The sequence below is a fragment of the Rothia mucilaginosa genome, assembly GCF_001061665.1.
Lineage (GTDB): Bacteria > Actinomycetota > Actinomycetes > Actinomycetales > Micrococcaceae > Rothia > Rothia mucilaginosa_A.
Genome location: NZ_JVSP01000007.1, coordinates 99,246 through 122,358, shown reverse-complemented (window position 1 = coordinate 122,358; position 23,113 = coordinate 99,246). Strand labels below are relative to the sequence as shown.

At 61.4% G+C, this 23,113-nt stretch carries 17 protein-coding genes; 8 read left to right on the top strand and 9 right to left on the bottom strand.

From position 1 onward, the window contains the following. Nucleotides 1-144: 144 nt before the first annotated feature. Nucleotides 145-3,840 carry a multifunctional oxoglutarate decarboxylase/oxoglutarate dehydrogenase thiamine pyrophosphate-binding subunit/dihydrolipoyllysine-residue succinyltransferase subunit gene (locus tag ADJ95_RS05295; protein WP_049333373.1) on the bottom strand — a complete coding sequence of 1,232 codons (3,696 nt, stop codon included), beginning with the start codon at nt 3,838-3,840 and terminating at the stop codon, nt 145-147. A 530-nt stretch (nt 3,841-4,370) separates the two neighbouring features. Here ADJ95_RS05295 and ADJ95_RS05290 point away from each other — a divergent pair. The 5 genes from ADJ95_RS05290 (at nt 4,371) to ADJ95_RS05270 (ending at nt 9,913) form a co-directional block, all read left to right on the top strand. Further along, complete coding sequence (locus ADJ95_RS05290) at nt 4,371-5,720, top strand: hemolysin family protein (protein ID WP_049333283.1); 1,350 nt, start codon at nt 4,371-4,373, stop codon at nt 5,718-5,720. Continuing rightward, nucleotides 5,717-6,811: a hemolysin family protein gene (locus ADJ95_RS05285; protein ID WP_049333281.1), complete on the top strand. Its 1,095-nt coding sequence runs from the start codon at nt 5,717-5,719 to the stop codon at nt 6,809-6,811. Before ADJ95_RS05290 ends, ADJ95_RS05285 begins: the two co-directional genes overlap by 4 nt. A gap of 274 nt (nt 6,812-7,085) precedes the next feature. Next, nucleotides 7,086-8,087 carry a metal ABC transporter solute-binding protein, Zn/Mn family gene (locus ADJ95_RS05280; RefSeq protein ID WP_049333279.1) on the top strand — a complete coding sequence of 334 codons (1,002 nt, stop codon included), beginning with the start codon at nt 7,086-7,088 and terminating at the stop codon, nt 8,085-8,087. Continuing rightward, nucleotides 8,088-8,993 carry a metal ABC transporter ATP-binding protein gene (locus ADJ95_RS05275; RefSeq protein WP_049333278.1) on the top strand — a complete coding sequence of 302 codons (906 nt, stop codon included), beginning with the start codon at nt 8,088-8,090 and terminating at the stop codon, nt 8,991-8,993. Then, the gene (locus tag ADJ95_RS05270) at nt 8,990-9,913 is read left to right on the top strand and encodes a metal ABC transporter permease (protein ID WP_049333275.1); all 924 of its coding nucleotides are present in this window, start codon (nt 8,990-8,992) and stop codon (nt 9,911-9,913) included. Before ADJ95_RS05275 ends, ADJ95_RS05270 begins: the two co-directional genes overlap by 4 nt. 191 nt (nt 9,914-10,104) lie before the next feature. On the opposite strand, the gene ADJ95_RS05265 is transcribed toward ADJ95_RS05270, so the two are convergent. Further along, on the bottom strand, nt 10,105-10,569 hold the full coding sequence (locus ADJ95_RS05265; protein WP_049333273.1) for a Fur family transcriptional regulator: 465 nt from the start codon (nt 10,567-10,569) through the stop codon (nt 10,105-10,107). A gap of 162 nt (nt 10,570-10,731) precedes the next feature. Between ADJ95_RS05265 and ADJ95_RS05260 the strand changes: the two genes are divergently transcribed. Both ADJ95_RS05260 and ADJ95_RS05255 read left to right on the top strand, forming a co-directional pair. Beyond that, nucleotides 10,732-11,409, top strand: coding sequence for an MBL fold metallo-hydrolase (locus tag ADJ95_RS05260; RefSeq protein WP_049333272.1), 678 nt, complete (start codon nt 10,732-10,734; stop codon nt 11,407-11,409). Nucleotides 11,410-11,495: 86 nt separating this feature from the next. Continuing rightward, on the top strand, nt 11,496-11,924 hold the full coding sequence (locus tag ADJ95_RS05255; RefSeq protein WP_049333270.1) for an HIT family protein: 429 nt from the start codon (nt 11,496-11,498) through the stop codon (nt 11,922-11,924). A 108-nt stretch (nt 11,925-12,032) separates the two neighbouring features. Here the strand turns inward: ADJ95_RS05255 and budA are convergent, their stop codons facing one another. From budA to lipB, 5 genes are all read right to left on the bottom strand, one after another. After that, nucleotides 12,033-12,782: an acetolactate decarboxylase gene (gene budA / locus ADJ95_RS05250; RefSeq protein ID WP_049333268.1), complete on the bottom strand. Its 750-nt coding sequence runs from the start codon at nt 12,780-12,782 to the stop codon at nt 12,033-12,035. 549 nt (nt 12,783-13,331) lie between these two features. Beyond that, entirely contained in the window at nt 13,332-14,756 is a 1,425-nt protein-coding gene (gene glnA, locus ADJ95_RS05245) for a type I glutamate--ammonia ligase (protein WP_049333266.1), read from the bottom strand. Nucleotides 14,757-15,069: 313 nt separating this feature from the next. Further along, nucleotides 15,070-15,786, bottom strand: a complete 717-nt coding sequence (locus ADJ95_RS05240; protein ID WP_049333265.1) for a DUF4191 domain-containing protein — start codon at nt 15,784-15,786, stop codon at nt 15,070-15,072. Between the two features lie 202 nt (nt 15,787-15,988). Further along, nucleotides 15,989-16,996 carry a lipoyl synthase gene (gene lipA, locus ADJ95_RS05235; protein WP_049333262.1) on the bottom strand — a complete coding sequence of 336 codons (1,008 nt, stop codon included), beginning with the start codon at nt 16,994-16,996 and terminating at the stop codon, nt 15,989-15,991. A gap of 120 nt (nt 16,997-17,116) precedes the next feature. Continuing rightward, the gene (gene lipB, locus ADJ95_RS05230; protein WP_049333260.1) at nt 17,117-17,788 is read right to left on the bottom strand and encodes a lipoyl(octanoyl) transferase LipB; all 672 of its coding nucleotides are present in this window, start codon (nt 17,786-17,788) and stop codon (nt 17,117-17,119) included. A 392-nt stretch (nt 17,789-18,180) separates the two neighbouring features. Here lipB and ADJ95_RS05225 point away from each other — a divergent pair, with 392 nt between their 5' ends. After that, nucleotides 18,181-19,473 carry a peptidase gene (locus ADJ95_RS05225; protein ID WP_152691707.1) on the top strand — a complete coding sequence of 431 codons (1,293 nt, stop codon included), beginning with the start codon at nt 18,181-18,183 and terminating at the stop codon, nt 19,471-19,473. 154 nt (nt 19,474-19,627) lie between these two features. On the opposite strand, the gene sucB is transcribed toward ADJ95_RS05225, so the two are convergent. Continuing rightward, nucleotides 19,628-21,286, bottom strand: coding sequence for a 2-oxoglutarate dehydrogenase, E2 component, dihydrolipoamide succinyltransferase (gene sucB, locus ADJ95_RS05220; protein WP_049333257.1), 1,659 nt, complete (start codon nt 21,284-21,286; stop codon nt 19,628-19,630). A 205-nt stretch (nt 21,287-21,491) separates the two neighbouring features. Continuing rightward, nucleotides 21,492-22,877 carry a dihydrolipoyl dehydrogenase gene (gene lpdA, locus ADJ95_RS05215; protein WP_049333255.1) on the bottom strand — a complete coding sequence of 462 codons (1,386 nt, stop codon included), beginning with the start codon at nt 22,875-22,877 and terminating at the stop codon, nt 21,492-21,494. Nucleotides 22,878-23,113 lie beyond the last annotated feature (236 nt).

Sequence of the window (23,113 nt, the reverse complement as noted above, 5' to 3'; positions counted from 1 at the left end):
TAGTCTTTATATCTAGGATAAGCGCTTACGGGCCGGTTTTCGAACTTAATCCCCTATCCACAAGCATCCGAGACCAAAAACCCGTCGCCCCACCAGGCGTACCTGACGGGGCGACGGGTTGTGAACGGTTAGAACTTCAACCGTTTAGCCTTCGAAGACCTGCTTGAGCAGAGCCTCGTTCTCGGCGGTGTGCAGCTTACCGGTACCGGCTGCCGGGGAAGCAGCGGCCGGGCGGGAAGCCAGACGCACGCGGCGGTCGAGCAGCGGCAGCAGGTTGACCGCCATGAACGGCCACTGGCCCTGGTTGGCCGGCTCGTCCTGAGCCCACACAAGGTCGGTTGCGTTGGAGTACAGGGCAAGCTGTTCCTTGATCTCCCTCTCGGGCAGCGGGTACAGCTGCTCCACCGAGACAATCGCGGTCTTGGTGTCGCCGCGGCGCTCACGCTCGGCCTCCAGATCGTAGTAGAGACGACCGGACACGAAGACCAGGCGCTCCACCTGAGCCGGGTTAATGCCCGAACGGTCGCCAATCACCGGCTGGAACGAGCCCTCGGTGAAGTCCTCAATCGAGGATGCAGCGGCCTTCAGACGCAGCAACTGCTTGGGGCTGATAACCACCAGCGGCTTGTACGGACGGTGCTGAGCATGGCGGCGCAGCAGGTGGAAGTGCGAAGCCGGGGTCGAGGGGACCGCAACGGTCATGTTGTTCTCGGCGCACAGCTGCAGGTAACGCTCGATGCGTGCCGAAGAGTGGTCAGGACCCTGGCCCTCGTAGCCGTGAGGCAGCAGCATAACCAGCGAGGAGCGCTGGCCCCACTTCTGCTCGGAGGAGGAGACGAACTCGTCGATGATGGTCTGGGCGCCGTTGGCGAAGTCACCGAACTGAGCCTCCCACACGACCATCGAGTCGGGGCGCTCCACCGAGTAGCCGTACTCAAAGCCGAGCACGCCGTACTCCGAGAGGAAGGAGTTGTAGATACGGAACTTACCCTGGTTCTCGGAGAGATGCTGCAGCGGCGACCATTCTTCGTCGGTCAGGTGGTCGTGCAGGACCGCGTGACGCTGAACGAAGGTACCGCGCTGAACATCCTGACCGCTCATGCGAACGTCGGTGCCCTCCAGCAGCAGCGAACCGAAGGCGAGCAGCTCGCCCATACCCCAGTTCACGTTACCGCTACGGCCCATCTCAACGCGCTGGTCCATGAGCTTCTTCAGCTTCTTGTGGACGGTGAAGCCCTCGGGAGCCTTACCGAAGGCATCGGCAATGCGCTGGAGAGTCTCCAGGGAGATTGCGGTCTTGCCGGCGTGAACCACCTCGGTGTTCTGCTGAGCAGCCGGCAGTTCCAGACCGGAAACGTGTGGAGCGGTCGGAGCCGGTGCCGAGGACTGGGTCTCGACGAAGATAGCGTCCAGCTTCGAGTGGTAGGAATCCAGAACCTCGTCTGCCTCCTCCTGGGAGACATCGCCACGGCCCACCAGATCCTGTGCGTACAGGGTGCGGGTCGAAGGCAGAGCGTCGATGTCCTGGTACATCTTCGGCTGGGTCATCGACGGGTCGTCGGCCTCGTTGTGACCGCGGCGGCGGTAGCAAATCAAATCGATGACCACGTCGCGACCGAAGCGCTCGCGGTACTCGAAGGCCAGGCGTGCGGCGCGGACCACGGCATCCGGGTCATCAGCGTTGACGTGGAAGACCGGAGCCTTAGTCATACGCGCAATGTCGGTGGGGTGGGTTGCGCTACGGCCGTCGTTGGGCAGGGTGGTGAAACCGATCTGGTTGTTCACCACAACGTGCACGGTGCCGCCGGTAGTGTAAGCCTTCAGGTCTGCCATCTGCAGGGTCTCCATGACGATGCCCTGGCCGGCAAACGCTGCGTCACCGTGAATCAGGATGGGCAGAACCGGGTGGCCCTCAACGCCCTGCTCGCGATAGACGTCCTGCTTAGCGCGGACAATACCCTCGAGCACGGTGTTAGCGGCTTCGAGGTGCGAGGGGTTAGCGGCCACATACACCTGGGTCTGCTTGCCGGAATCGGAGGTGAAGACGCCCTCGGTGCCGAGGTGGTACTTCACGTCACCCGAACCGCCCTCGTAGGGAGCGGCGGTTCCGGAGAACTCACGGAAGATCTGAGCGTAGGACTTGCCCGCGATGTTGGTCAGCACGTTCAGGCGACCGCGGTGTGCCATACCGATGGCAACGCCCTTCAGATCCTTGTTTGCTGCCTTGTCAAGAACGGCATCCAGCAGCGGAATCAGGGATTCGCCACCCTCGAGGGAGAATCGCTTCTGGCCCAGGTACTTGGTCTGCAGGAAGTGCTCGAATGCCTCGGCCTCAACCAGCTTCGAGAGCACGCGCAGCTGCTCTTCGCGGTTGGGCTTGGTCGCACCGTGCTCCAGACGCTCCTGGAACCATGCGCGCACCTCGGGGTCTTCGGAGTACATGTACTCGACCGCGAGGGAACCCGAGTATGCCTCGTGCAGACGCTCCAGGATGGTGCGCAGCGGCAGACGCTCGGCGCCGCCGAAGCCCCCGGTCGGGTAGACGCGGTCCAGATCCCACAGGGTCAGGCCGTAGCGCTCCAGCTTCAGGTCCGGATGCGAACGCATCTTGTAGCCGACGGGGTTTGTTGCCGCGGTCAGGTGGCCGTGCACGCGGTACGCGTGAATCAGCTGCTGAATACGGGCGACCTTCGAAATCTCGTGCTCGTCGTCGATGTGGTTGTCGCGGGCCCAGCGCACCGGCTCGAACGGGATGCGCAGGTCGCGGAAGATAGCGTCGTAGAAGTCATCGCCGCCGAGCAGGTAGTGCTCGACCAGCTTCAGGAACTCACCGGAACCGGCGCCCTGAATCACGCGGTGATCGTAGGTGCTGGTCAGGGTGATAATCTTCGACAGGCCCTGCTGAGTAATCAGCTTCTCGGACAGACCGCGGAACTCAGCCGGGTACTCGAGAGCACCCACACCAATAATGGCGGCCTGGCCCTTCGACAGGCGGGGCACCGAGTGAACGGTACCGATACCGCCGGGGTTGGTCAGCGACACGGTGGTGCCGCGGAAATCCTCGATGGTCAGCGCGCCGTTACGGCCGCGCTTGACGATGTCGTTGTAAGCGTCCCAGAACTCGCGGAAGCTCAGCTGCTCGGCACCCTTAATGTTCGGAACCACCAGGTTACGCGAACCATCGGGGCGGGGGATATCAATTGCCAGACCGAAGTTCACGTGAGCGTTGTGGACGGCAACGGGCTTGCCCTTCTCATCCACGTTGTAGGTCACGTTCATGGAGGGCATAGCCGCAACGGCGCGGATGACCGCGTAACCAATAATGTGGGTGAAGGAAACCTTGCCGCCGCGGGTGCTGGCCAGGTACTTGTTGATGGCGCTACGGTTCTCAATCAGAAGCTTAGCGGGGACCGCGCGAACAGTCGTAGCGGTGGGGACGGTCAGCGACTCTTCCATGGTCGTGACGACTGCCTTAGCAGGGCCACGCAGGGGGACAATCTTGTCTTCAGCAGGTTCCACGGTATTAGCTTTCGGAGTAGCAGGTGCGGGGGAGGGGGTAGCAGGCGCTTTCGTAGGCTTCGATGCCACGGGAGCGGTGGGGGCTGCAGGAGCCGCCGGAGCGGCGGCGGGAGTTGCGGGAGCAGCCGGTGCGGCTGCGGCGGGGCTCGGAGTACTCGCGGTACCGGCGCCTCCCAGCGCCTTATCGATGGTCTCAAAAATGGGCCACCATGAAGGGTCCACGAGGTTCTTGTCCTTCTGGTAACGCTCGTACTGTTCTTCAACGAACCATTCGTTACCGGCAAATTCCTCAGGCACCAGATGTTCTGGCAGATTTGGCACGTTAAACGCCTCTTCCAATTAGTGTGAATTTATCCGTCGCGTCCGGGACTCACCCCGGCATAGACGACCCGCGTCTTCGAGGGGCGAATCATCACGCTGAGCATGTGCGCATCGCCTGCGGTAGAGGCCGTATGTGCGGGGTGTGCACCGTACAAACCTGCCTAGCGTGCCGTGAACTCCGGAGTTCATCCGCTTGCTTGGCGGCACACTCATGCTCCTATGTATAAGTGTAGAGAGAATCACCGTGAAGTTTCCACCTGAGAACAGCATGTAGACAATGCAATTTTTCACTCAACACGGTTCAAATAAGCTAAGGGCCGCCATAAAGCCCCTCACGAGGCCTTCCGCCCAGAACGGAACCGACCCGGAGCAACGAGGCGGCCCGGAACCTTCGCTAGAATATGGGGTATGGATGACCCTTCGAGTACGAACGTACACACAGACCAGCGCGGAGTACCCGCACTATTCCGCGACCCGACCGCTACTCTACCCGTGCTCGGCGCATCGCTCCGAACCGAGGTGGTGACCGAGTGGATCTGATTCTTCTGCTGATCGGGCTATTGCTCATTCTTGGAACCGGATTCTTTGTGGCCGTCGAGTTCTCTCTCGTGGCCCTCGAAGCCGCCACCGTGCAGCAGGCCAAAGACTCCGGCGACAAGGCCGCAGACGCCGTCCTGCGCTGCCTCAAGACCCTATCCACGCAGCTCTCCAGCTGCCAGATCGGCATCACTATCACCACCCTGCTTACCGGTTACACCCTCGACGCCGCCATCAAGGCGCTCACCACGGGAACCATCGGTAGCCTGGGCCTGCCAAGCGGATTAATCGACGTTCTTACCCTCGTCCTCGCGATGCTCATCGCGACCCTGCTGTCCATGGTGATGGGCGAACTGCTGCCCAAGGGGCTCGCCATCGCGGACCCCTACAACGTGGCCCGCCGCCTTGCCCCGTTCCAGCTGAACTTCACCCGCATTATTTCGCCGCTCGTGCGCATCATGAACGGCTCCGCAAACTGGATTCTGGGCCGCTTCGGCATGGAAGCCAAAGAAGAACTCTCCGCCGCCCGCACCCCCGACGAGCTCTCCTCGATGGTGCGCCGCTCCGCTAAGGAAGGTACCCTCGACTCAGCCGTAGCCCGCTTCCTGGACCGCACCCTGCGCTTCTCCGAGCTGACCGCCTCCGAGGTCATGACCCCGCGAGGCCAGGTCTCCATGCTCGAAGACACCGCACCCGTCAGCGATATCATCGAGCTGGCACGCTCCACCGGCCACTCCCGATTCCCGCTCTACAAGGGCGACCACGACAACATTGTGGGTGTTGTGCACGTCAAGAAGGCCGTGGGCGTTCCCCCCGAAGTGCGCGGCACCCTCGAGGCCGGCGCGCTCGCCGAAGACGTTCTGCAGGTCCCCGAGACCCTGCACCTGGACGCGCTGCTCACCCAGCTGCGCCAGGGAGCCCTGCAGCTTGCCGTGGTCCTCGACGAGTACGGCGGAACCGCGGGTATCGCAACGCTCGAAGACCTCGTTGAAGAAATCGTCGGCGAAGTCTCCGACGAACACGACCGCGGACGCACCGAGCGCCCCCTGCGCTACGGCAACGGCGACTGGGTCTTCTCCGGCCTGCGCCGCCCCGACGAAATCAACGCCCTTATTCCCGGACTCGAGGTTGAGGAAAGCCCCGAGTACGAGACGGTCGGCGGCTTTATGATGGATCGACTCGGCCGCATCCCCGAAATCGGCGACACCGTCCCGGTCACAGGGGGCACCCTGCGCGTTGACGCCCTCGAAGGCCGGCGCGTTGACCGCATCCGATTCACCCCCGACTCTGAAGAAAACTCGGCTCACGAGGACACCGCACCGAAGAAGGGAGTACGCGCATGAACGACTGGGTAGCCATCGCACTGCTGGTCCTGCTGCTTGCCGGAAACGCCTTCTTCGTCTCCGGTGAGTTCTCCATCATGTCCACCCGACGTGCACAGGTCGAGCCCCTCGCGGAGGAAGGCAACAAACGGGCGCAGACCGTCATCTACGCCCTTGAACACGTCTCGCTCATGCTCGCCACCTGCCAGCTGGGCATCACCATCTGCTCGCTGCTCATCCTGAATGTCTCGGAGCCTGCGCTACACCACCTGCTGGAGATGCCCATGCACCTGGTTGGCCTGCCTACCGCGGTCGTCGACGTGCTGGCCTTCGGCATCACCCTCATCCTGGTGACCTACCTGCACGTCATCTTCGGCGAAATGGTGCCCAAGAACGCAACCGTCACCCTCGCCGCCCGAGGCCTGGCCCTCTGGGTTGTGCCGCCGCTGGTGCGTGTCTCCAAGGTCTTCGCACCCATCGTGGCCCTGCTCAATAACCTCTCCAACAGCCTGCTGCACCTCATGAAGGTCGAAGCTAAGGACGAGGTTGCCTCGACCTTCACCCTGGGCGAGCTGCAGACCATCGTGGCCACCTCGACCGCCGAAGGTACCGTGGAGGATGACGCCGGCGTGATCGAAGGCGCCCTCGAGTTCACCGAGAAGGAAATCTCCGACATCATGGTGACCGGTGACAAGCTCGTCACCCTGCCCTTCGGCAGCACCCCCGCAGAGCTGGAGCACGCCGTGGCCCGCAGCGGTTACTCTCGCTTCGTCATCACCGACAGCGACGGAACCTACATGGGATACCTGCACGTGAAGGACGCGCTCGCCGTCTCCCCGGAGCGATTCAACGAGCCCTTCCCCTGGTATAAGTTGCGCTCTCTGGATACGCTCTCGCCGACCACGGATATCGACGATGCGTTGACCTCGATGCAGCGCACCCGAACCCACATCGCGCAGGTCATGGACAGTCACGGCCGCACCCTGGGCGTGGTCTTCCTGGAGGACGTGCTCGAGGAGCTCGTCGGCGAAATCAACGACACCACGCAGGACGAGGTGCGCGAACGTATTCGCCGTCAGCGTGCCCGTGCTGCGGGTCGGGACGCCGACTAAGGCGACGTCCGGCCCCTCGGCTCGGCTACTCGAGGCTCCTACCCTCCGGCGACCGTCTGCAGCAGAAACGATGCCCCGCGCTTCAGCGCCCACTGCCCTGAAGCACGGGGCCTTTGCGTACCCGAACCGTCGATAAGGCATGCCTCCAAAGGACATCGAACGCGGGTACTCGCCCGGTCGGGACAACAAATAAAGAGTTGTTTATACGGGTATGCGCGTGGTGTAGTTAAGAAACGGAAGAAACACATCAGCAGACGAACAGAAAGAGAACGATATGTCGCATCGCCCCATCACCCGCAAGCACTTCCTCACCGCGCTGGGATCCCTCGCGGCGACCTCCCTCTTTCTGACCGGCTGCGCCACCGAGAACAGCTCCTCCGGTTCGAGCGCCTCCGCTAACTCGAACGGCAAGGTTAAGGTGCTCGCCTCCACCGACGTGTACGCCGACATCGTTAAGCAGGTCGGTGGCGACAACGTTGAGGTCAGCGCGCTGATTTCCTCCACCGGCACCGACCCCCACTCCTACGAAGCCACCAGCTCCGACCGACTCAAGGCCAAGGACGCATCCCTGATCGTCATCAACGGCGCGGGCTACGATCTGTTCCTTGAAGACCTGGCCGGCAAGGATAATGCCTCCCAGAAGGTCGTGAACGCGGTCAAGGTCAGCGGCAAGCTCACCGACGCAGAGTACAACCACCTGGTCGAGGACCACCGCGGCGGCGAACACCACGAGGACGGCGGCGATCACGCCCACGCTCACGAGTTCAACGAGCACCTCTGGTACGACTTCGAAACCGTCAAGAAGGTTGCCCAGCAGATTGCCGAGGACCTCGCCACCCTGGACTCCGCGCACGCTGAGGCCTACCGCTCGAACGCCGCCAACTTCGTCAAGGAGCTGGACGGCCTCGAAGCCTCCGCAAAGGCCATCTCCGGTGCGGGCAAGAAGTATCTCTCCACCGAGCCCGTACCCGATTACCTGATCTCCTCCACCGGCGCCGAGAACGCAACCCCCAGCGAGTTCGCCGAGGCTGTCGAAGCGGGTAACGACGTTCCCGCCCTCGTGCTGAAGGAAACCAAGGACCTTATCAGCGAGAAGAAGGTGCAGCTGCTGGCCTACAACGAGCAGACCGCCACCTCCCAGACGAACGAGGTGCTGCAGACCGCGAAGGACGCTTCTGTAAACTACGTATCCTTCACCGAAACCCTGCCCGAGAACACCGACTACCTGGCATGGATGAAGACCAACGTCAGCAACCTCGAAAAGGCGCTCTCCTAAGTGACTGATAACAATAACGGTGCCACCCCCGCGATTTCGATTCGCGGGGGTAGCCTCGCTTTCGGGGCCCGCACCCTCTGGAAAAATCTCACCCTCGATATTGGGGCCGGGGAGTACTTCGCGGTGCTCGGCCCGAACGGCTCCGGCAAATCAACCTTCCTCAAGGTCATCCTCGGGCTGACCGGTCTTAACTCCGGCGAAATTTCGGTGCTCGGCAAGCCCGCCCGCCTGGGCAACCCCGGTGTTGGGTACGTGCCCCAGCAGAAGGCAATCGACCCCTCCACCCCGATGCGCGCTCGCGACCTCGTGGGCCTGGGCGTGGACGGGCACCGCTGGGGTATCCGCCTGCACGGCCGCAAGTACCGTGCCAAGGTCGACGAGCTGCTGGAGGCGGTGGGCGCCACCGAGTACGCCAACGTTCCGGTGGGTCTGCTCTCCGGCGGTGAGCAGCAGCGCCTGCGCATTGCCCAGGCCCTCGCGAACGACCCAAAGATTCTGCTGGCCGATGAGGCGCTCCTCTCCCTAGACCTAAACCATCAGTACGCCGTGGCGGAGCTGATTCACCGGTTCAACCGCGAGCACGGAGTCTCGGTAATTTTCGTGACGCACGAGATCAACCCGATTATCGAGCACGTGGATCGCGTGCTCTACCTGGCCAACGGCCGCTTTACGGTTGGTTCGGTCGAAGAGGTTATGACGAGCGAGACCCTCACCTCCCTGTACGGAACTCCGGTGAGCGTGCTCAAGTCCAACGGCCGCTACGTGGTGGTGGGGGAGACCCACGCCAGCGATCACTGCCACATTGAAGGCGGCGACCAGAATATCCACGGTGCCCACCTGCGAGTCGAGGCACAGCCCGGCGGCGCGTCCGGCACCCTGCACCTACCGGGAGGAACCGCTCGATGACCATTCTCTCTTCCCTCCCCGCGTTGGCCGCCGCTGCATCCAGCACGCAGGGTGATTTGCTCTCGCGCATCTTCGTGTTTGACCGTTACGGCGAGCTGTTGCATATGCTGCAGAACTCCATTTTTGCGGGTGCTGTGCTGGGCCTCATCGGTGGCTTCGTCGGCATCTTCGTGATGATGCGCGATCACGCCTTCGCGGTGCACGGCATTTCTGAGATGTCCTTCGCGGGAGCGGCCCTGGCCCTGCTTCTGGGCTACGACGTGGTCACCGGCTCCATGGTTGGCTCGATTGCCTCGGCCCTGCTGATTGCGATGATTGGGTCCAAGGCGAGCGAGTCGAACTCGGTGATTGGCACGCTCATGCCCTTCGGCCTGGGGCTGGGTATTCTGTTCCTTTCGCTGTATCAGGGTCGTAGTGCGAATAAGTTTGGCCTGCTCACCGGTCAGATCGTGTCCGTGGATGCCGACCAGCTGAACGCCATGATTATTGGTGCGGTGGTCATTATTGCCCTGCTGATTATTGTGTGGAGGCCCCTGAGCTTCGCCTCCCTCGACCCGGATGTGGCTCGGGCGAAGGGCGTTCCGATGCGCTTCCTCTCGCTGGTTTTCATGGTTGTGCTGGGTATCGCGGTGGCGCTGTCGGTGCAGGTGGTCGGTTCGCTGCTGGTGCTGGCCCTGCTGATTACCCCGGCGGCGGCGGCGATGCAGGTGACGGCTTCTCCGCTGCGCACGCTGCTGCTTTCAGTGCTTTTCGCTGAGGCCTCCATCGTGGGCGGCATTATGCTGGCGCTGGCCGGCTCACTGCCGATTAGCCCGTACGTGACGAGCATTTCCTTCCTGATTTACCTGGTGTGCCGTGTGATTGGTTCCGTGAAGCGCCGCCACAGCGCCTCGGGCCGTCAGCTGGCGGCAAAGAACTAGCTTACGTCCGCAGACGTGAAAGAGCCCCCGCTCGAGTTGAGCGGGGGCTCTTTCACATCGTGCTACGGGGTTGGGTTCTCAACGCCCTGTGTGTTGTCGTGCTGCGTCGTGCTGATATGTTGTCGTGCTATTGGTGGGATTCGTCGGTATTTGGCCGGAATCCCAACCGCCTCTAGGACGGTGTGCCGACCCTAGCGGGCCGATTCGTTCTGCGTTTCTTCTTCTCGCAGGGCCAGGGTGCAATCGGGGCAGTAGCCGGTCACCTCGACCACGTGCTCGAGCTCCGAGAAGCCGTACTTCTTGCCCATGGTCAGTGCCCAATCCTCGAAATCGGGAGCTTCCAGCTCGATGGCGGTGCCGCATCGGCGGCAGAGCAGGTGGTGGTGGTGCTCCTTGGCCCGGCAGTGGCGGTACAGGGTTTCGCCATCAACGCCCTTGACCGAGTCGAGCTCCCCGGCGTTGGCCAGCGACTGCAGCACACGGTAAGTGGTTGCGAGAGAGACCTGTTCCTTGCGGTTTGCGAGAGTGAGGTGCAGATCCTGTGCCGAAATAAAATCGCCGAGCTCTTCCATCGTGGCCTTGATGATGCGGCGCTGACGTGTGTTGCGAGCTTCGGCGGGCTTCGTAATTCTCCGAACGGGAATATGAGTGTCCATTGATGAACCTTTCGGAGCGGATAACCGCCCCCAATAGTCACGGTCGATCTTGTGTAAAGAACTGTACACTAAAGCCACATAGAAAGCCTCTGATTTGCACTTTGTCTCAAAAAGTGAAGTTTTTTGGGATAAGGAGAGAAACACAAGAGTAAACTGAAACACATGAAGCTAACGAAGTATACCCACTCCAGCGTCCGCATCGAGCACGACGGACACGTCCTGGTGATTGACCCCGGTAACTTTTCCCCCGATGGCGAGCACGCCGAGGCCCTGCAGAGCGCGGAGTACCTGTTCATTACCCACGCCCACCCCGACCACTTTCACGCTCCCTCGGTACTGCCGATTATTGCCCAGCGCATCGCAGAGGGTAACCCTCTGAAGATTTGGACCGTTCCCGAGGTCGCCAAGGTCATTCTGGAGGCCTCGCCCGAGGCTGAGGTGACCGTCGTGGAGGCGGACACCGAGTTCGCCATCCCCGGCTTCGATGTGAAGACCTTCGGCGGTCAGCACGCCCTGATTCACCCGCTGATTCAGACCATCGCCAATGTCGGTTACTTGATTAACGGTGCCGTGTACCACCCGGGTGACTCGCTGGTGGTTCCGCACCGCGTGCGTGCGAATACCGTTCTGGTACCGATTCACGCCCCCTGGTCGAAGGTTCAGGAAGTCATTGATTTTGTGATCGCAACCGGCGCGCAGCGCGTGGTCCCGATTCACAACGGCATGATTAACGCTAACGGTACCGGCATTATCGAGGGTCTGGTGACGAACTTCGGTGGCAAGTACGGTACCGAGCTGAAGCACCTGAACCCCGGCGAGAGCATTGAGGTTGAGGACTAACCCTCATCCCCGTACTACCCGTACTACCCGTTCTGCCGCCCACACGTTCACCGCGTGGGCGGCGGAATATCATCAAAGGAGATAGCATGAGCACGATTTTTACCAAGATTATTGACGGCGAGATTCCCGGCCGATTCGTCTGGAAGGACGACCAGTGCGTGGCGTTCATGGACATCATGCCCCTGTCGGAAGGTCACCTGCTACTCGTCCCCCGCGCCGAGATTGACCGCTGGCCCGACCTGCCCGAAGACCTGGCCGCGCACCTGTTCTCCGTGGCGCACAAGATTTCTGGTGCCCTGGATCAGGCGTTTGATAAGGACCGTGTGGCTCTGATGATTGCGGGCTTCGACGTTCCGCACACCCACATCCACCTGTTCCCTGCTGACGGCATGGCTGATTACGATCCCGCCAACGCGAAGAAGGACGCCACCGCCGAAGAGCTGGATGCGGCCGCTGAGAAGGTGCGTGCCGCCCTGCGCGAGCGCGGCCACGGCGAGTTCGTGCCGGAGGCGTAAGCGCCGTTTACAGCACGTAGGAACACGAAGGAGCCGCCCTCTACAGAACAGTAGAGGGCGGCTCCTTCGTTAATATAGCCCGTTGCTATATCCCGGCGGGAAAGAAGGCTAGTGCTTTTCAGCCTTGGAGATCTGTTCAGCCAGGTCCTCGGGGGAGAGGTTAGCGGAGGAGAATTCGGGGGTTAGCGGCAGGTGCAGCTGCAGGCCGGTACCGGGGCAAATCTCGACCTTTGCGGAGCGCAGCTTGAAGTCGACCACGTGGCCGCCCTGAACGTGCTCATCATCGATAAAGTGGGCGTGGCAGCCGGGCACCGAGATACCCTGCTCGTAGATCGGGGTGCGGAAGCCAACAATCGTGCCGGTCACGTTATCGAACTGGACAATGTCCTCATTCTCGGTGGCCGCAACCATCTTCGGGTAGGGCTTCTCCTGCTTGATGACGGTGCGGGTGCGGACCCATTCGAACTCGCCGTAAATCTTGATGGCGTACATGTAGTTCTTGGAGACGGTGAAGTCATCCAGGATCTGGGAAGCAGACTTACGGAGCAGGTTCTGCGGCAGTTCGCGCTTAATCATGGGCACGAAGTTGGTGACCACGGCGTAGGGGGTCTGCTGGCGCAGGTCGGGCAGGGATACGGAGCCGTCGTGACGCACCTGGTAGCAGACGCCGTCGAGGACGACCATTTCGCCGTCGAGGCCGTTGAAGGTACCCACACCGAAGTTGCCGTGGCTCAGGAGCTCACCGATGGTCATCTCGCCATCGTAGATACCGTCCAGCAGCTGGGACATGAGGCCGGTCTGAAAAACTTCGTTACGGAAAACAGTTTCACCGTTTAGGATGGTCGGCTGATATGCCATGGTATTTCTCCTCGTTACAGTGGATGCGGCGTCAGACGGGTCGGTCGGTCATCGGCGATGCTCGCCCAGGGATGCGTGAGAGTGCTTCGGGAGGGCGGCGCTGAGAACACGGCGTATGGTGTCGTTTCTCGAGAAATTCGTAGGTGACGCAGGCCGGGCGCGCGCACCTTCTATTTTACTCCTCTTCGCTTTTTTCGTTCAGGAAGGGGGCTCTAACATACATCGTTCGTGCCCGAGTGGACAGAAGTGAGCATAGAAAATGCTGGCGCCCCTCCCGGTTGCACGACGTAAGTAGGAGGAGCGCCAGCACCTTTAGGTTAATCCTTAGAGTCGCTCTAAGCGCAAGTCACAGGCTTGAACCAGGGATAACGATTCAGCGCGCGGGGCCTCGCGAATTCCCAAAACCTTATAACCTGAACGGGTGACAGATGCCGCGGCGCACGCGAATCGCATCAGGGCCGGTAGGGGGTGGGTTAAACGGCTGTTCCCCGCGCACCTCACGGGTGTGCGGGGAACAGCTACAGGCTAGCTACTGAAATAGGGTAGCTCTTAGACGCCGTAGTACAGCTGGTACTCGAGCGGGTGCGGAATCAGCGAGAGGGGCTCCAGCTCGTTCTTACGCTTGTAATCAATCCAAGCCTGAATCAGATCCTCGGTGAACACGCCACCCTCGAGCAGGAAGTCGTGGTCAGCCTCGAGAGCTTCCAGAGCGGCCTCCAGGTTAGCGGGAGCCTTCTTGATGTCCTTGGCTTCCTCGGCGGGTAGCTCGTACAGGTCCTTGTCAATCGGGGCGGGCGGCTCGATGCGGTTGCGGATACCGTCCAGACCAGCCATCAGCTGAGCTGCAAACGCGAAGTAGGGGTTAGCCGAGGGGTCGGGTGCACGGAACTCGAGGCGCTTAGCCTTCGGGTTGGTACCGGTAATCGGGATACGGATACCTGCCGAACGGTTACCCTGCGAGTACACCATGTTCACGGGAGCCTCGTAGCCGGGAACCAGACGCTTGTAGGAGTTCACGGTCGGGTTGGTGAAGGCCAGAACAGCGGAGGAGTGCTCAATCAGACCGCCGATGTACCAGCGAGCGATGTCGGAGAGGTTGGCGTAGCCGCGCTCGTCGTAGAAGAGGGGCTCACCGTTCTGCCACAGCGACTGGTGGCAGTGCATACCCGAACCGTTATCGCCGAAGACGGGCTTGGGCATGAAGGTCACGGACTTGCCCCAGGCATCTGCGGTGCCCTTGATAACGTACTTGAACTTCAGCAGATCGTCAGCGGCCTTGGTCAGGGTGTCGAACTTGTAGTTAATCTCTGCCTGGCCGGCTGCGCCCACCTCGTGGTGGCTACGCTCGACCTCGAGGCCAACCTCGTCCAGAGCCACGCACATTGCGTCACGCAGGTCAGCCTGCTTGTCGACGGGGGAGACGGGGAAGTAACCGCCCTTGACGGGGGTCTTGTTGCCCAGGTTGCCGCCCTCTTCCTTACGGCCGGTGTTCCAGGGAGCCTCGTCAGAGTCAATCTTGTAGAACACGGAGTTCGGCTCGACCTGGTAGCGCACATCCTCGAAGACGAAGAACTCAGCCTCGGAGGCGAAGAACGCGGTGTCTGCAATGCCGGTGGACTGCAGGTATGCCTCGGCGCGCTCGGCAACGCCGCGGGGATCGCGGTGGTAGGGCTCGCCGGTACGGGGGTTCACGATGGAGCAGATGATGACCAGGGTCTTCTCAATGCGGAAGGGGTCAACGTATGCGGACTGAACGTCGGGAATCAGCTGCATATCGGACTCTGCAATGCCCTGGAAGCCGCGAATGGAGGAGCCATCAAAAAGCTGGCCGTTGACGAAGAAATCGTCATCAATCGCCTTGGCGGGCAGGTTGAAGTGCTGCTGCACGCCGGGCATGTCGGTAAATCGAATGTCGACGAAGACGACGTCTTCGTTCTTAATGAAATCGAGGACTTCCTGGGGGCTGGTAAACATGAGGACTGCTCCTTGTTTGATTGAGTGCGGAGGAGGAATAGTAACCCGCCGCGACACCTCAACCTGTTTGTCTAGTGTCGGTTTCGGGCGAATCACGAATCACCCGGACATATCCAGCATAGTAGGTATTTTTTTCGGGTGCATGACTAACGTGTTTCGTCAATGTTACAAATTTGGGAAACAGGTAACATCTCTGTTTTTTCTGTGTCTCATCTTTCGCGCCCGGTGGCAGCGGAACGCCACCGGCAATAACGACCCCGGGTACAACGAAGGCCCCGACCCTCCGCGGGGAGAGGTCGGGGCCTAGTATTGCCTAGCGGCCGCGCATCGCGCGACGATCGGGGCGCGCACGCATCGGGTCGACGCCCTTGGGCAGACCGTTCATCGGGTTGCGCATGTGGTTCAGGGTCTTCAAACGACCGCCCACCGCCTGCACCTCCTGCTGGGTCAGAGCCTTGGGCAGCTTGTTCATGGTCTTCACGACGTCCTTGAGCTCCACCTGGCCCTCATCGTGGCCGGTCTCAATCACGTGCACGGGCACGCCGGGAGCCACACGGTTCAGGTGCTTCTTCTCGGTGTTCACCAGGACATTCACGCGGCTGTGGGGACCTTCGGTCACCAGTACGATGCCGGGGCGGCCCAGCGCACGGAACACCATATCCTGGTTGCGGTTAGCGGCCACCGGCTGCTCCTCAACCTGCCAGCCGCGACGCACCGAGTTCATAGCTGCACCGCTTCGGCCGGGCTGACCCTCAATCTGCGAGAAGGCGGCGGCCTCCGCGCGACGGCTCAGAATCAGCATGGCCACAACGGCGGCGGCACCCAGACCCAGAATAAGGAAGGTAATCCAGTTACCCAGGGCAACGCCGATGAGGATAAAGACCAGGAGAGTGCCCAGGGCGGCCAGGCTCAGAATCCAACCGATATTCGGGTCGGACTTCTTGGTCATCTGGTAGACCTGCTTCATCTGGGCAAAGGTGCCCGGAGTGCGTTCCTTCTTCTTTTTCTTCTCTTCGCGCTTATCTGCCACGATTCTTCCTCGGTGGTTCTTCCGCGATCCCGAAGCGCCTCAAACGCTCACGGAACCATAGTGACGTAACGATGCAGTGTGCCTGCAATTTATCTAGTTTACCCTACCCGCACAATGGCCGGGGCATAAGGGAAGGCTCCCCGAATACCAGCTGAATACCGGTTTGGGGAGCCTCCACGCTTCAGACGGAATCTGAAACGGCTTAGTAGCCCGCAGCCACCAGAGAGGAGGCTTCCTGCAGGGCAGCGCCCTCACTCTCGATGTGAGCCAGGTTCTCGGGGATGGGGTAGCCGTTCTTGCGCATCGCGCGAGCCCACAGGCGACCCGCGCGGTAGGAAGAACGAACCATCGGGCCGGCCATAACGCCGGCGAAGCCAATCTCCTCAGCCATGTTTGCGAAGTCCACGAACTGCTGCGGCTTCACCCAACGCTCGATGGGGTGGAAGAGCGGGCCGGGGCGCAGGTATTGGGTGAGGGTAATGATGTCACAGCCGGCATCGTGCAGGTCGCACAGCGCCTCGTAAATCTCGTCGTCGGTCTCGCCCATGCCCAGAATCAGGTTGGACTTGGTGACCATGCCGCCTTCCTTAGCTTGGGTGATGACATCCAGGGAACGCTCGTAACGGAACGCCGGGCGAATCTGGCGGAAGATACGGGGAACGGTCTCCAGGTTGTGGGCGAACACCTCGGGCTTCGCGTCAATCACCTTCTGGACGTGCTCGGGAACACCCTTGAAGTCGGGGACGAGCATCTCGACGCCGGTGTTCGGGCACATCTTGTGAATCTGGCGGGTGGTCTCTGCGTACAGCCACGCACCGCCGTCTTCCAGATCGTCACGGGCCACGCCGGTCACGGTAGCGTAGCGCAGACCCATGACCTTCACGTTCTTTGCCACCTTGAAAGGCTCAGCGTAGTCCACAGCGACGGGCTTACCCGTCGCAATGTTGCAGAAGTCGCAACGACGGGTGCACTCGGAGCCGCCAATCAGGTAGGTTGCCTCACGGTCCTCCCAGCACTCGTAGATGTTGGGGCAACCGGCCTCTTCACACACGGTGTGCAGACCCTGGCCACGAGCCAGCTCGCGCATCTCGTTGTACTCGGGGCCGACAATGGCCTTGGTCTTAATCCAGTGAGGCTTCTTCTCGATGGGAGTCTCGGCGTTGCGAGCCTCCACGCGCAGCAGCTTGCGTCCGTCAGGCTTGGTGCTCAAAGGTCTTCTCCTTGGGTTCGACGTGCCCTCTGCTCAATCGGGCCACGTCCTATTCTACGCCCGGTGCGGCGTAAGTGTAAGTGAGTTTAATATATGACGTATAGGTGACGAACCGGCCGCTTAGGTGCTGACCGGCTCGAAGGATTCGGCCAGGCGGTCCTGGTACTTCACCAGCTCGGCCTCCAGCGGCTCCAGGATTTCGGCGGGGGTAACGGTGCGACCCAGCTGCTCAGAAATCGAGGTGACGCCCGCATCGCTAATGCCGCAGGGGATGAACTGAGCGAAGGGCTCAAGATCGTTGCAGCAGTTGATGGCGAAGCCGTGCATGGTGGTGTTACGCGAAACGCGCATGCCCAGGGCGGCGATCTTCTTATCCTGGGTCTTGCCATCGCCCAGAATCCATACACCGCTGCGGCCCTCGACGCGCTCACCCTTGATACCCAGGCCCGCCAGGACGTTGATGATAATCTCCTCGACAATGCGCACGTAGGCCACCACGTCGATGGGTTCGGGTAGGCGAAGGATGGGGTAGGCGGTCAGCTGGCCCGGACCGTGCCAGGTGAGCTTGCCGCCGCGGTCAATCTTGACGACCGGGGTGGATTTGTCTGCGGGGTACTCGTGGTCTTCGGTGCGCTTTCCGGCCGTGATGACGGGCTCGTGCTCCAGTAGAAGAATGGTGTTCTGGCGGGTGCGGTTGGCCACCTCATCATGGATGCGGTACTGGTCCTCGAGGCACTCGACATAGTTCACATAGTTCGGGGCGAAGCCCACTCGTTCAATAGTCACAGACATACCTCTACCTTAGACCCGCGGATGAGCTGATGAAAATTAGGTCGCCCTGAATTATATGATGAGCGAACACGGGGCGACACAATACCTTGTGTACTGGTAGGTGAGCGGTGCTGAAGACTAGGGCTTAGAGGTTTAATTTTATCTTTGGGTATTTAATGAAATTATTTAATGTAATTTGATAGTATTAAGCCATGAATAACGATGAAGTATTCCTGCTCGAAACCATCGGAAACCCCGCCGTGGGCACCCTGAACATTGTCGATTGCCCCTTAGAGATGCGCGTCGAACCGGCTCTGCGCCCGGGGCGCTACACCCGGCGCATCTTCAAGATCCCGGGGAAATCGATAACCCCGAGGCCCGCAAACGGTCCAGGACTCGCGCGGCTCTGCGGGATGAGCGGCCCCTCGGGCGAGAACAACACGGTGAGCCTCTACTACGAACCGCTTGATGCGGGAACCCTGGACCGGCTGCTGGCCCTGCGCCCGCTAGAAATCGAAGAGCTCGTGACCCTGGCCCGCTCTCTGCACGAGGCCATCGAGACCCTGCGCGAAGCGGGGGAGCGGTACGGAGTAATCTCTGCCGAGTACGTGGGACTCACGGCCGGAGGCAAGCCCCGACTGCTGCTCCCGGAGAGCTCCTATATTGCCGCGGAACCCGCTCCCCAAAAGAACGCAGAACCCACAAGCTACGCGTGGGCGGGCGAGTACGTGCGCTCCGCCGCAGCCCTGCTATGGCGCGCCGCCTGCGGGCACGACCCCGAACCGGCCGAGGCCCGCGTGCCCCTCAGCCTGCGCCTCGGCCCCGGAACAAAAACCGAAGCCGACCGGGGCGCCGATTGGAGCACCGACCGGGCTCGAAACCTCGGCCGTGCCCTCGAGTACCTGCTGGATGCCCCGGCCGCCCGGCTGGCCCGCATCGGTCTGAACCCCGTGCTTGATCTTGACCTCGACTCCAGGCCCATTAACGTGTACCTCAGCTGCTCCGAACGGGCCCGGATGCTGATTCCCGCCGCTCCGGAACGAGAGGATAGCGCGCGGGACACCCCGCTCGAGAAGACCCGAGAAAAGGTCCGCAAATTCTTAGAAACCCGCGGGATGGTGACACAACGCGGAAAGTCGGGGAGGCACACCCCCGGGAGAGCCCGCCCACCCGCTACCCACCTCGCCCGACGGCTCGTAAACGCCGACACAGGAGCTGACAAGAAAATCGCCAAAGGCTTGCGGCTTAACACCCCGATGCGGCTCGGGGCCACCGCGCTGACCCTGGCCGCGCTCGCGACCTCTGCCGGCATGCTGACTCTCAACGGGGGAGAGGTAGAAGCCTCGGCTCAGGTGCACGCCGCCTCCGGTGAATCCCCCACGGCACGCGATGCTCCCGACGTATCGGCGGCGGGGGAACGCGAAAACCCAGAGGCGGTGCTGAGGGCCCTTCTCGACCAGCGCAACCGTGAACGCCGCGCCCGAGGCGGCGCCGAGCTCATTCTCGAAAGCATCGAAGATTCCGCCGGAGGCGGGGAAGACCTGCGCATCGTCGCGGTGGTTTCGGCATCGGGATACCGGCCCAGCGCTGAGGAGAAGCAGGCCCGCAAACTCAGCGAAGAAAATGGGATCACCCGCCAAAAAGTTATTTTCGAGCTGCACCGTGGAGAGCAAGGCTGGGAAATCGTCCGCGCCGAACCCGTATAACCGCGGCTTTGCGGGAACACAAAAGCGGCGGTCCCACCCACCGAAGTGGATGGGACCGCCGCTTTTACACGCCCACCGGAAAAACCGGCGGAGCTACGCTCGGTTACCCGTCAGGGTACCGCCACAAGGAAACTTCCTTGAGTCTGTGCAGGTCTTAGAGACCCAGCTCGGACTCGAAGTTTGCCTCCTCCAGGCGGGTCTTGACGGTGCGCAGGAAGCGACCTGCGTCTGCACCGTCGACCACGCGGTGGTCGTAGGTGAGGGACAGGTAGCACATGGAGCGGATAGCGATAACGTCGTTACCGTCTGCATCCTGGATAACCATGGGGCGCTTCACAATCGAACCGGTACCGAGGATTGCAACGTTCGGCTGGTTGATGATCGGGGTGTCGAACAGTGCACCGAAGGAACCAATGTTGGTGATGGTGAAGGTCGAACCCGACAGCTCCTCGGGGGAGATGTCGCCGGTACGTGCGCGGCCACCCAGGTCGGCGATAGCCTTTGCCAGGCCAGCAATGCCCAGGTCGGAAGCGTTCTTGATGACGGGAACCAGCAGACCCTTGGGGGTGTCCACAGCAATAGCGATGTTCTCGGAGCCGTGGTAGGTAATCTGCTTGTAGTCCTCGGTCATGGAAGCGTTCAGAGCGGGGTGCTGCTGCAGAGCCTCAGCGGTTGCCTGGACGAAGAAGGGCAGGAAGGTCAGCTTTGCGCCCTCGCGAGCAACGAAGCCGTCCTTAGCCTTTGCACGCAGCTGGACAACGCGGGTCACGTCAACCTCGGTGACCTGGGTCAGCTGGGTGGAGATGTCCAGAGACTCGCGCATACGCTTTGCGATGACCTGGCGGATGCGTGCGGTCTTCTCGACGGTGCCACGCTTGGGGGAAACCTCGAAGGTGTGCGGTGCCTTTGCGGAACCAGCAGCCGGAGCAGCAGCTGCAGCGGGTGCAGCAGCGGCGGGAGCAGCGGAACCCTTAGCGGCGATAGCAGCCTGAACATCCTGCTTGCGGATGCGGCCACCAACACCGGTGCCCTTCACGGTGGACAGGTCGATGCCGTTGTCCTTAGCGAGCTTACGGACCAGCGGGGTCACGTATGCCTCACCCTCAGCAGCTGCCGGAGCGGCAGGTGCGGCGGGAGCAGCAGCCGGTGCGGCAGGTGCGGCGGGAGCTGCGGGAGCGGCCGGAGCAGCTGCGGGAGCCGGAGCGGCGGGAGCAGCAGCAGCGGAAGCGTCACCGATGATAGCCAGGACCTGGCCAACCTCTGCGTCCTCATCCTCGGGGATGCGGATCTCGAGCAGGGTACCTGCAACGGGGGAGGGAACCTCGGTGTCAACCTTGTCGGTGGAAACCTCAACCAGGGGCTCGTCAACCTCAACCTGCTCGCCAACTTCCTTCAGCCAGCGGGTCACGGTGCCCTCGGTCACGGACTCGCCCAGTGCGGGCAGCAGGACCTCGGTGCCGGAAGCGGAGCCAGCGGCGGGAGCAGCCGGAGCGGGTGCTGCGGGAGCCTCAGCAGCCGGAGCGGGAGCTGCGGGTGCAGCGGCAGCGGCGGGAGCAACCGGAGCAGCAGCGCCGGAACCGTCGCCAATGATAGCCAGAGCAGCGCCGACCTCGACGTCCTCGTCCTCGGGGACGAGAATCTGCTCGACAACGCCTGCTACGGGGGAGGGAACCTCGGTGTCAACCTTGTCGGTGGAAACCTCAACCAGGGGAGCGTCAACCTCAATGGTGTCGCCGACCTCTACGAGCCAGCGGGTGACGGTACCCTCGGTCACGGACTCGCCCAGTGCGGGCAGTACTACGGTGTGGGACATAATCTTTCCCGTTCTCCTTGGTGAATGCTTGAACTAGAAAAATGTGGGGCGGCAACCCGGACGCGCGCGCCCGGTTCAGAACCGGGGAGCACGCATCCGGGTGCGGGGCGTTGTTCAGCGGATACGCCCGTCACCGCCTTGACCTGAAAGGTCGTAACTAAGCCGACGCGAAAAACATCAGCCAGTAAAAATATGTGCGCCTGGATTATGCGCTGTGCAGCGGGGTGCCGTTCAGGAGCATTGCTGCCTCACCCAGAGACTCGTTCTGAGTCGGGTGTGCGTGGACGAACTTAGCGACGTCCTCGGGGAATGCTTCCCAAGCAACCCACATCTGAGCCTCACCAATCTGCTCACCCATGCGCTTACCAATAGCGTGAACACCAACGATGGGGCCGTCCTTCTGGCGGACAACCTTCACGATACCGGTAGCACCGAGGATAGAGGACTTACCGTTACCAGCCAGGTTGTACTCAGCGGTCTCAACGTTCTCAGCGCCGAACTTCTCCTTAGCCTTGGGCTCGGAGTAACCGACGGATGCAATCTCGGGATCGCAGAAGGTGACCTTGGGGATGTTGATGTCTTCAACGATGGTGGGGTTCAGGCCAGCGATTTCCTCAGCAACGAAGATACCCTGCTGGTAACCGCGGTGAGCCAGCTGAACGCCGGGGACGATGTCACCAATAGCGTAGATGTTGCCAACGCCGGTGTGCAGGCGCTCGTTAGCCAGGACGAAGCCGCGATCCATGGGGATGCCCTGCTCCTCGTAGCCCATGTTTGCGGTGTTCGGGCCACGACCAACAGCGACCAGAACGATCTCTGCCTCGAAGACCTTGCCGTCAGCCAGGGTGACCTTAGCACCGTTAGCGTCCTGCTCAACCTTCTCGAAGAGGGTGCCGGTGTTGAACTTGATGCCGCGCTTCTTGAACGCACGCTCCAGAACCTTGATGATTGCCGGGTCCTCGTTGGGAACCAGGTTCGGCAGGCCCTCGATGATGGTGACGTCAACGCCCATAGCGTTCCACATGGATGCGAACTCGCAACCAATCACGCCGCCACCGAGCACGATAGCGCTCTTGGGCAGGTAGTCCATCTCCAGTGCCTCAGTGGAGGTCAGAACGCGACCTTCAATGGGCAGACCGAAGGTCTTGGAGACCGAGCCGGATGCCAGGATAATGTTCTTACCCTTGTACTCAACACCACCGACGGTGATGGTGTCCTGAGCGGTCAGCTTACCCTCGCCGGGGATAACCTCTACGCCCTTCATCTTCAGCAGGCCTGCAAGACCCTTGAACTTACCGGAGACGATTCCGTCCTTGTAATCGCGAACCTTGCCCATCTCGATGGACTGCAGAACAGCGTTGACACCGACCTTGGATGCCTCGCGTGCGTCCTCGGCCAGCTCAGCAGCGTGCAGGTAGGCCTTGGTGGGGATGCAGCCGGTGTGCAGGCAGGTGCCGCCGACCTTTTCCTTCTCAATCAGACCGACGGTGAAGCCCAGCTGGCGTGCGCGAATAGCTGCAGAGTAACCAGCGGAACCGCCGCCGAGGATGAGGATATCGAATTCTTGAGCCACGATATTGCTCCCTTGCATAGTTGGTGGGGTACGACCCCGTGCAATGAGTTCTTACCTTATTGGTAGGTTCCCCGGCACACACAGCAGGCCCGCATCAAAAAGACGCGCGCCCATCCGCGTACGCAGAAAAACACTTAATACAAGAATACCCCCGATACCGCCCCTTTAAGTTCACTCAGGGTGGTTTTTAGCCAAATAATCCCGCAAAGAGGCCAAAAAATTCGAGGCATATAGCATGCTGGACACCCCGCCCG

Coding starts and splice junctions, on each gene's coding strand:
- ADJ95_RS05260 (WP_049333272.1), top strand. CDS start 10,732: ATGAAGCTAACGAAGTATACCCACTCCAGCGTCCGCATCGAGCACGAC.
- glnA (WP_049333266.1), bottom strand. CDS start 14,756: ATGTTTACCAGCCCCCAGGAAGTCCTCGATTTCATTAAGAACGAAGAC.
- ADJ95_RS05255 (WP_049333270.1), top strand. CDS start 11,496: ATGAGCACGATTTTTACCAAGATTATTGACGGCGAGATTCCCGGCCGA.
- budA (WP_049333268.1), bottom strand. CDS start 12,782: ATGGCATATCAGCCGACCATCCTAAACGGTGAAACTGTTTTCCGTAAC.
- lpdA (WP_049333255.1), bottom strand. CDS start 22,877: ATGCAAGGGAGCAATATCGTGGCTCAAGAATTCGATATCCTCATCCTC.
- ADJ95_RS05280 (WP_049333279.1), top strand. CDS start 7,086: ATGTCGCATCGCCCCATCACCCGCAAGCACTTCCTCACCGCGCTGGGA.
- ADJ95_RS05265 (WP_049333273.1), bottom strand. CDS start 10,569: ATGGACACTCATATTCCCGTTCGGAGAATTACGAAGCCCGCCGAAGCT.
- ADJ95_RS05285 (WP_049333281.1), top strand. CDS start 5,717: ATGAACGACTGGGTAGCCATCGCACTGCTGGTCCTGCTGCTTGCCGGA.
- lipB (WP_049333260.1), bottom strand. CDS start 17,788: ATGTCTGTGACTATTGAACGAGTGGGCTTCGCCCCGAACTATGTGAAC.
- ADJ95_RS05225 (WP_152691707.1), top strand. CDS start 18,181: ATGAGCGGCCCCTCGGGCGAGAACAACACGGTGAGCCTCTACTACGAA.
- sucB (WP_049333257.1), bottom strand. CDS start 21,286: ATGTCCCACACCGTAGTACTGCCCGCACTGGGCGAGTCCGTGACCGAG.
- ADJ95_RS05270 (WP_049333275.1), top strand. CDS start 8,990: ATGACCATTCTCTCTTCCCTCCCCGCGTTGGCCGCCGCTGCATCCAGC.